A 7347-nucleotide genomic window follows, 5' to 3' on the forward strand; every position below is an offset into this window, starting at 1 on the left:
TTTCCGGCTCGCCGGCGCGTCCTCCACGAGCACCAGCCGACCAGCGCGCCGAAGAGGCAGACCACGACGCTGGCCGTGCCCACCGCCTGATAGCCGCCCACGCCGAGCACGGGTCCCGCGAGGGCGGTCGCGGCCATCATCGCCGTGGTGCCGAGCGCCTGGGAGCGGCCCATGTACCGGACGTACGAGCCGGCGGCGTCCGCGCGCGCCAACTCCTCGTACACCAGCGCCTGGAGCGTCCCAGAACACAGTGAACTGCCCGCGCCCCACAGCACGAATCCGGCCGCGAACGCCGGATAGGACGGCGCCCACGTCCACACGCCGAAGCCCGCGCCGCTCAGCAGCGGTGCCAGCGCCAGCAGCTTGCGGCGGGAGAAGAGGTCGGCCCACATGCCGGACGGGACTTCCAGCACGAAGGTGACGCACGACCAGATGATGAACAGCGAGGAGATCTCGGCCGCGGACAGGCCGTTCTCGGCGAACAGCAACGCGTAGACCGGATAGAGCAGGATCAGGTCTTCGAGGAAGGCGTACGCGTAGAGGCTGCGGACAAGCCGCACGACCGCTGTCGGCCGGGCCGGAGCAGCGGGTGTCGAAGAAGCTTCCGTTGAGAATCAATGTCGCCAGGTCATGCGTTCAGCCTACGGCGTCGGGCCGGTGCACGGCACTGTGTTTTCTGCGCTTTCCGGCTCGCCGGCGCGTCCTCCACGAGCCGGCCCGACCCCCGAACCGTCACGGAAGCGGCCGGACCTCCGGCAGCCGCTGAAGCAACCCCCAGGTGAACTCGGCGATCACCTGTTGCGGCACCCCCGCGGCATCCGGAGCGACGAAGCCGAGCCGCCAGCGGCTGGGCGCGGACCCCTCCATGGGCTGCGCGGGGGCGAAGGCGCGTGCGACCTCGTCGACGGTGCAGGACCAGGGAGTCAGGTCCTGCACCGTACGGAGTGCCGGGGCCGTCGCACCCGGGGCACGCACGAGCCACTCGTTGACGACCCCTCCGCCGGGGACGGTGACGACCTGGAACCGCAGCTCTGGCCAGAGGGGAAGCTCCCAGGTCAGCACCTCGCAGTCCAGGTCGCCGATCTTCTGCCGGGCGTGCTGCTCGGGCGGCCCCAGGACGGACCGGTAGCGGCCGACCGCGCTGCGGGTGCGCGCGGAGTGGAGCATCGCCTGCCAGCGGCGGTTGGCCTCCCGCATCTCCGCGCGCCCCGCGCCCAGTCGCCCGAGGGCCTCCTCGACGAGGTCCTGCTGGAAGTCCGCCATCCTTCGCAGCAGCACGAACTGGAAATCGCGACGTCCGAACGTCGTCACCGGCGGCCCTTCCGTTGATGGCGGTCGGGCCACAGGATCACAGGTCAGGGCTTGCGCTGCACACCCCGCTTTCGTTCGGCCATGTGACGGCCGAGCGCCGACATCTGCTTGAAGCGCTGCTTCTGTTCCGCTCGCAGGCGCGCATCCGTACGCGCAGCGAGGCGGGTGTTCTCGCGCAGCAGCTTGCGGTAGCTCTCCAGCCGCCGGTGCGGCAGCGTGCCGTTCTCGACGGCTGCCAGCACCGCGCAGTCGGGCTCGGCCTCGTGCCGGCAGTCGTGGAAGCGGCACTCCCCGGCCAGGGCCTCGATCTCGGCGAAGGTCTGGCCGACGCCGTCCTGTGCGTCCCACAGGCCGACTCCGCGCAGCCCGGGGGTGTCGATGAGGACACCGCCACCGGCGGCCTCGGGCAGCGGCAGCAGGTCACGGGTGGTCGTGGTGTGCCGCCCCTTGCCGTCGCTGTCGCGCGTCGTGCGTACGTCCTGAACCTCCTCCCCCAGCAGCGCGTTGGCCAGCGTGGACTTGCCAGCGCCCGACTGGCCGAGCAGCACGCAGGTGCCGCCGCCGATGACGGCGCTCAGCACGTCGAGTCCTTCTCCGGCGGCCGCGCTCACGGTGAGCACCTGGACGCCGGGGGCGGACTCCTCGACGTCGGCGGTGAGTTGGCCGAGTGTGTCGGGGTCGTCCACGAGATCCGCCTTGGTGAGGACGACGAGCGGCTGGGCACCGCTCGTCCAGGCCAGTGCGACGAAGCGTTCGACGCGTGAGAGGTCGAGCTCGACGGCCAGCGAGACGGCGATGAGCGCGTGGTCGACGTTGGCGGCGAGGACCTGGCCCTCCGAACGGTTGGTGGCGGTGGAGCGCAGGAACGCCGTACGGCGCGGCATGAGCGCCCGCACCTCCGGCATGCCGCCGGGCCCGTCGAGTCGCAGGGCGGCCCAGTCGCCGGTGCAGATGGTGCGGGTGGGATCGGGAGTGGCGACGGGCGCGGTGTCCGCACGCACGACGCCCTCGGCGGTGACCGCGTCGCACTGGCCCCGGTCGACGCGTACGACACGGGCGGGGACGAGGCCCTCGTCCTTGTAGGGGGCGAACGCGTCCGCGACGTCCGCGTGCCAGCCGTAGCGGGCGAGCGGATGCGCGGGGTGCGGACCGGTGGAGGTCGAGTCGGTGGACGAGCCGGAGGTCGGCGCGGTGGACGGTGACGAAGATGAAGTACGCGCGGAGCGTTGTGACTTCACGAGCGGTGAACCCTTCAGGGAAGGGTGGCCCGGCGGCGCCCTCCGCGCACGGGGCGCGGACAGAGTCGGGTGCAGGTCAGCCGGAGACCACGGAGGTGGGAAGAGCGGGCTTCGGGATGCGGGCAGCGCCCACCACGGCGACGGCCATCGGTCTTCACCTCCTGCTTCTGCTCGGCTTCCGGAACGACCCGGGGCATACGACACCCGGGCCGCCCACTGGGCTGAAGGGACTCTAGCGAGGGCCGCGGGAAGCGGCCACCGGTTTTTCCGCGCACCGGGCGGCCCCTCACCCCAGGACGGGCCCCCCTCGCCTCAGGACGGGCCGACCTCCCGTGAAGGAGGTTCCTCGGACGCCGTTCAGCGGTCGCGGCGTGAGCGCAGCCGGGCCCGTACGTCGGCGTGCGGCAGGAACTTCGTCCAGCGCTCGGGGAATTCGGCGGGCGGGTCCTCCGTGTCCTCCCCGCCGGTGCTCTCCGCGCTGCGCATGGCTCGACGGGCCGCGGCCGCCGCGACGACCTCCGCCGCGGCCTCCTCGCGTGCCCGCTCGTTCATCCGGCGGGCAGCTGCCGTGGCCACCGAAGGCCACACGTGGTCGATGGCTGCGTTCACCGCCGCCCCCACCAGTACGGCGAAGGCGGAGACGCCGATCCACAGGAGCACGGCGACGGGGGCGGCCAGCGAGCCGTAGATCGTAGGCCCCTCGACGGTGTTGGTGATGTAGAGCCGCAGCAGCGCGCTGCCCAGCACCCACATCACCAGCGCGACGAGCGCGCCCGGGATGTCCTCCCGCCAGGGTGAACGCACCGGCACCGACACGTGGTAGAGCGTGGTGAGGAAGGCGACGCACAGCAGAAGCACCGTCGGCCAGTAGAAGGACGTCACCAGCCACTGCGCCTGAGGGACGAGCCGCAGGACCGCGTCGGGGCCCGCGACCATGAGCGGCAGCACCACGGCACCGATGAGCAGGGCGACGAGGTAGAGCAGGAAGGCCAGCAGCCGTGTCTTGACGATGCCGCGCTGCCCGTCCAGCCCGTACATCACCGTGATGGTGTCGATGAAGACGTTCACGGCCCGCGACCCGGACCACAGCGCCAGCGCGAAGCCGAGCGAGATCACGTCGGGGCGTCCGCCGCGGATCACGTCGTCGATGAGCGGACGAGCCAGCTGCCTGACCCCGCGGTCGGAGAGCACGGCGGCCGAGGCGTCCAGATAGTTGCGCCTGATGGAGTCGATGGTGTCGGTGCCGATCCAGGTGTCCAGGTAGCCGAGCAGCCCGATGAGGCCGAGCAGCAGCGGCGGGATGGAGATCAGCGTGAAGAACGCCGCCTCCGCCGCGAGACCGAGCACCCGGTACTCGATGCAGGAGTTGACGGTGTCCTTGAGCAACAGCCATGCCATCTTGCGCTTGGGGACGTTGCGGTAGATGACTCGCGCTCTGCGGAAGCGTCCGCTCTGGCGTTGTGGGGTTTCGTCGGCTGGTTGCACCTCCTTAACGTATCTGCCATGCCAGCCTCCACTCACACCGTGACCAATCAGCCGCCTCCCCTTGTCGACTACGACGTCTTCACGGCGGACCCGGCCCTCGTCGAAGCCGTCGCCCGGTACGCCGCGCCCGAACGGGCCGAGGAGGTACGCGCCGAACTGAGCGAGCTGGGCCGCAGCGCCGGTTCGGCGCAGGCTCAGGAGTGGGGCAGGCAGGCCAACGAGGTGCCGCCCGTGCTCCGTACGCACGACCGCTACGGCAATCGCATCGACGAGGTCGACTTCCACCCCGCCTGGCACCAGCTGCTGGACCGCGCGGTCGGGGCGGGTCTGACGGACGCCTGGTCGCGGGGTGACGGGCAACTGCGCCGCACGGCGGGCTTCTACGTCTGGACGCAGGTCGAGGCGGGGCACGGCTGCCCGGTGTCGATGACGCACGCCGCCGTGCCCGCGCTGCGCAAGGAGGCCTCGGTCGCCGCCGAGTGGGAACCGCTGCTCTCCTCGCACACCTACGAGCCGGGCCTGGACCGGCCGGCTTCCGCGAAGGCGGGCGCCATCGCGGGGATGGGCATGACCGAGAAGCAGGGAGGCAGCGACGTACGGGCCAACTCGACGGTCGCCGTGCCGATCGGAGGGACCGGCCCCGAGAGCGGCGAATACGCGCTGACCGGGCACAAGTGGTTCTGTTCCGCGCCGATGTCGGACGTCTTCCTGGTGCTGGCCCAGGTGCCCGGCGAGGGAGCGGACGCCGAAGGGCAGGGCCTGACCTGCTTCCTGGTGCCCCGCGTGCTGCCGGACGGCACCCGCAACACCTTCCGCGTGCAGCGCCTGAAGGACAAGCTCGGCAACCGCTCGAACGCCTCCAGCGAGGTCGAGTTCGACGGCACGACGTGGGCGCGACGCGTGGGCGACGTCGGGCGCGGTGTCGCCACCATCATCGAGATGGTCGCGGCGACCCGGCTGGACTGTGTGACGGGCTCGGCGTCGCTGATGCGTCAGGCCGTCGCACAGGCCACCCACCACGCCGCGCACCGCAGCGCGTTCGGCGGTCTGCTGGCGGACAAGCCGCTGATGCAGAACGTGCTGGCGGACCTGGCGCTGGAGTCGGAGGCGGCGACTGCGCTCGCGATGCGGCTGGCCACCGCCTTCGACACCGCCCACAGCGGCGGCGAGGGCGCGGAGCAGGAGCGGCAGTTGCTGCGGCTGGCCGTGCCGGCGGCGAAGTACTGGGTGACCAAGCGCTGTACGCCGCTGGTCGGCGAGGCCCTGGAGTGCCTGGGCGGCAACGGGTACGTCGAGGAGTCGGGCATGCCCAGGCTGCTGCGCGAGTCGCCGCTCAACTCGATCTGGGAGGGCTCGGGCAACGTGCAGGCGCTGGACCTGCTGCGTGCGCTCCAGCGTTCACCGGAGGCGCTGAACGCCTTCCTCACCGAGATCGGCAAGGCCCGGGGCGCCGACCACAGGCTGGACGCCGCGACCAAGGACCTGCTGACCGAACTGTCCGACCTGGACGGCATCGAGGCCCGCGCCCGGCGTCTGGTGGAGCGCATGGCCCAGGTGCTCCAGGGCTCTCTGCTGGTGCGGTACGCACCTTCGTCCGTCGCCGACGCGTACTGCGCCTCGCGGCTGGGCGGCGACTGGGGCGCGGCCTTCGGCACGCTGCCGCACACGCTGGACCTCTCCTCGATCGTGGAGCGGGCCCGCCCGGTCTCGTCCTAGGACTCGTCTCAGGACACCGCACGCAGGGGCCGGCACTCGCCGTGCCGGGCCCTGCGTGCGGTTCGCAGAGGGAAAGCGTTAGAGCTCGCTCGCCCAGGGCGGGTTCGCGCCGCGTACCGCGCAGACCGCGGCCGCCACGCGGGCGCCGAAGTCCAGGGCGTCGGCGACCTGTTCGCGCCGGAGCGAGTCGAGACGGCCGCCGAGCGTGCCGGCGCCGTACAGGGAGTGCAGGAAGCCCGCCATGAACGAGTCGCCCGCTCCGACGGAGTCGACGACCGTCACCGGCGGCGCTGCCGCGCGAAGCCGCTCCCCGTCGAGAGAGGCGAAGACGCCGTCCGCGCCGAGAGTGACGACGACGAGGCGCGCACCGTCCGCGTGGAAGGTGTCCGCTGCCTTCTCCGGTGAGGTGCCCTCCGGCACGAGGTGGGCGAGGTCGTCGTCGGAGAGCCGCAGGATGTCGGCGGCGGCGCACCAACGCGGGAGTGCGCTGCGGTAGACGGCGGGGTCGACGAGAAGGGGGCGCACGTTGGGGTCGATCGAGACCGTCGCCCGCTCCCGTACGTCCGCGAGCAGTTCCTCGACCGCCCCGCCCCCCGGCTGCCGTACGAGCGCGAGGGAACCGGTGTGCAGGCAGGCGACCGGGCCCTCCGCGGCGCTCGCGAGCTCCTGCCCGGTCCACTGCCAGTCGGCCGTGTTCTCGGCGTGGAAGGAGTAGTCGGCGCGTCCGTCCGGGTCGAGGTCGGCGACGGCGAGCGTGCTCGGCTCGTCGGCCGCGACGGCACGGCTCAAGTCCACGCCGGAGTCGGAGAGATGGCTGCGGAAGAGCCGTCCGAAGACGTCGGAGGAGAGCCGTCCGAGGAAACGCGTCGGGGTGCCGAGCCGGGCCAGCGCGACAGCCGTGTTCGCGGGGCCGCCGCCGGGCAGCACGTCCAGCCCGATCGCGGGAGTCCCCGCCTCTGTGGCCGGCGGCCTGACGAAGGCGTCGGCGACGCACTCGCCGAGCACGGCGACGGGCGCGGCGCCGGCGTTCGCGTCGGCGGGAGATGCTGGCGCGCTCATGTGTGGGGACCTCACGGTTCGGTTGCTCGGCGGTGGGCTCCGGCTCGGACGCACAGCGTGATGCGCGGCTTGCGCGCGGGCTCGCGCTGGAGTCCAACAGCCGCCCGTTGCCCTGTCAACGCAGGTGTACGGCGAACGGACCGGAAACGGGCACGCGAGGCACGCGGACGGTCTCAGCGCAAAGCCGTGCCGCGCGTCGCCCCCGGCTCAGCGGCGCCCGGAGCACCGGCTGCGGGTCCCCTTCACGCGCTATGTATCGTCCCGTCGCAGACAGCAGTCCACACAGGAAAGGGGCGAACGGAGTGCGACGTGAGCAGCGCGCACCACGCTCTGGCCTGGAGCAGCACATCAAAGGGCTGGAGGGTGCACCGTACGGGCGGTACAAGGGCCTCGTCGGCACTTGGGAGCTGCCCGGCGCCGAGGCCACCGGTGAGACCCTCCAGCTCGTACGGGCGCAGGCCGACCCCTTCGCACCGCCCGCACGGGTGGCGCTCCGGGTCCCGGCCGGCGTCTCCTCGAGCGGGGTGTCCGGGTCGAA

Annotated in this window: 7 protein-coding genes; 2 read left to right on the forward strand and 5 right to left on the reverse strand. The window is 72.1% G+C overall.

The window, feature by feature from the left end; all coding sequences use genetic code 11:
- From H5J26_RS26205 to H5J26_RS26220, 4 genes are all read right to left on the reverse strand, one after another.
- Positions 1–560 (reverse strand): MFS transporter (locus H5J26_RS26205; protein ID WP_181768444.1); only part of this gene is annotated, 560 nt, incomplete at its 3' end.
- A gap of 172 nt (positions 561–732) precedes the next feature.
- Entirely contained in the window at positions 733–1311 is a 579-nt protein-coding gene (locus H5J26_RS26210; RefSeq protein WP_181768445.1) for a hypothetical protein, read from the reverse strand.
- A 44-nt stretch (positions 1312–1355) separates the two neighbouring features.
- Positions 1356–2549: a ribosome small subunit-dependent GTPase A gene (rsgA, locus tag H5J26_RS26215; protein ID WP_181768446.1), complete on the reverse strand. Its 1194-nt coding sequence runs from the start codon at positions 2547–2549 to the stop codon at positions 1356–1358.
- Positions 2550–2906: 357 nt separating this feature from the next.
- Positions 2907–4034 carry a YihY/virulence factor BrkB family protein gene (locus H5J26_RS26220; protein ID WP_181768447.1) on the reverse strand — a complete coding sequence of 376 codons (1128 nt, stop codon included), beginning with the start codon at positions 4032–4034 and terminating at the stop codon, positions 2907–2909.
- A gap of 18 nt (positions 4035–4052) precedes the next feature.
- Here H5J26_RS26220 and H5J26_RS26225 point away from each other — a divergent pair, with 18 nt between their 5' ends.
- Positions 4053–5750, forward strand: coding sequence for an acyl-CoA dehydrogenase family protein (locus H5J26_RS26225; RefSeq protein WP_181768448.1), 1698 nt, complete (start codon positions 4053–4055; stop codon positions 5748–5750).
- A gap of 78 nt (positions 5751–5828) precedes the next feature.
- On the opposite strand, the gene H5J26_RS26230 is transcribed toward H5J26_RS26225, so the two are convergent.
- Positions 5829–6809 (reverse strand): carbohydrate kinase family protein, encoded by a 981-nt coding sequence (locus tag H5J26_RS26230; protein ID WP_181768449.1) that lies wholly within the window; start codon positions 6807–6809, stop codon positions 5829–5831.
- Positions 6810–7111: 302 nt separating this feature from the next.
- Between H5J26_RS26230 and H5J26_RS31690 the strand changes: the two genes are divergently transcribed.
- A partial coding sequence (locus H5J26_RS31690; RefSeq protein WP_328514955.1) for an ABC-ATPase domain-containing protein occupies positions 7112–7347 on the forward strand: 236 nt, incomplete at its 3' end.

Source organism: Streptomyces albidus (ex Kaewkla and Franco 2022) (assembly GCF_013870515.1).
GTDB classification, from domain to species: Bacteria; Actinomycetota; Actinomycetes; order Streptomycetales; family Streptomycetaceae; genus Streptomyces; species Streptomyces albidus.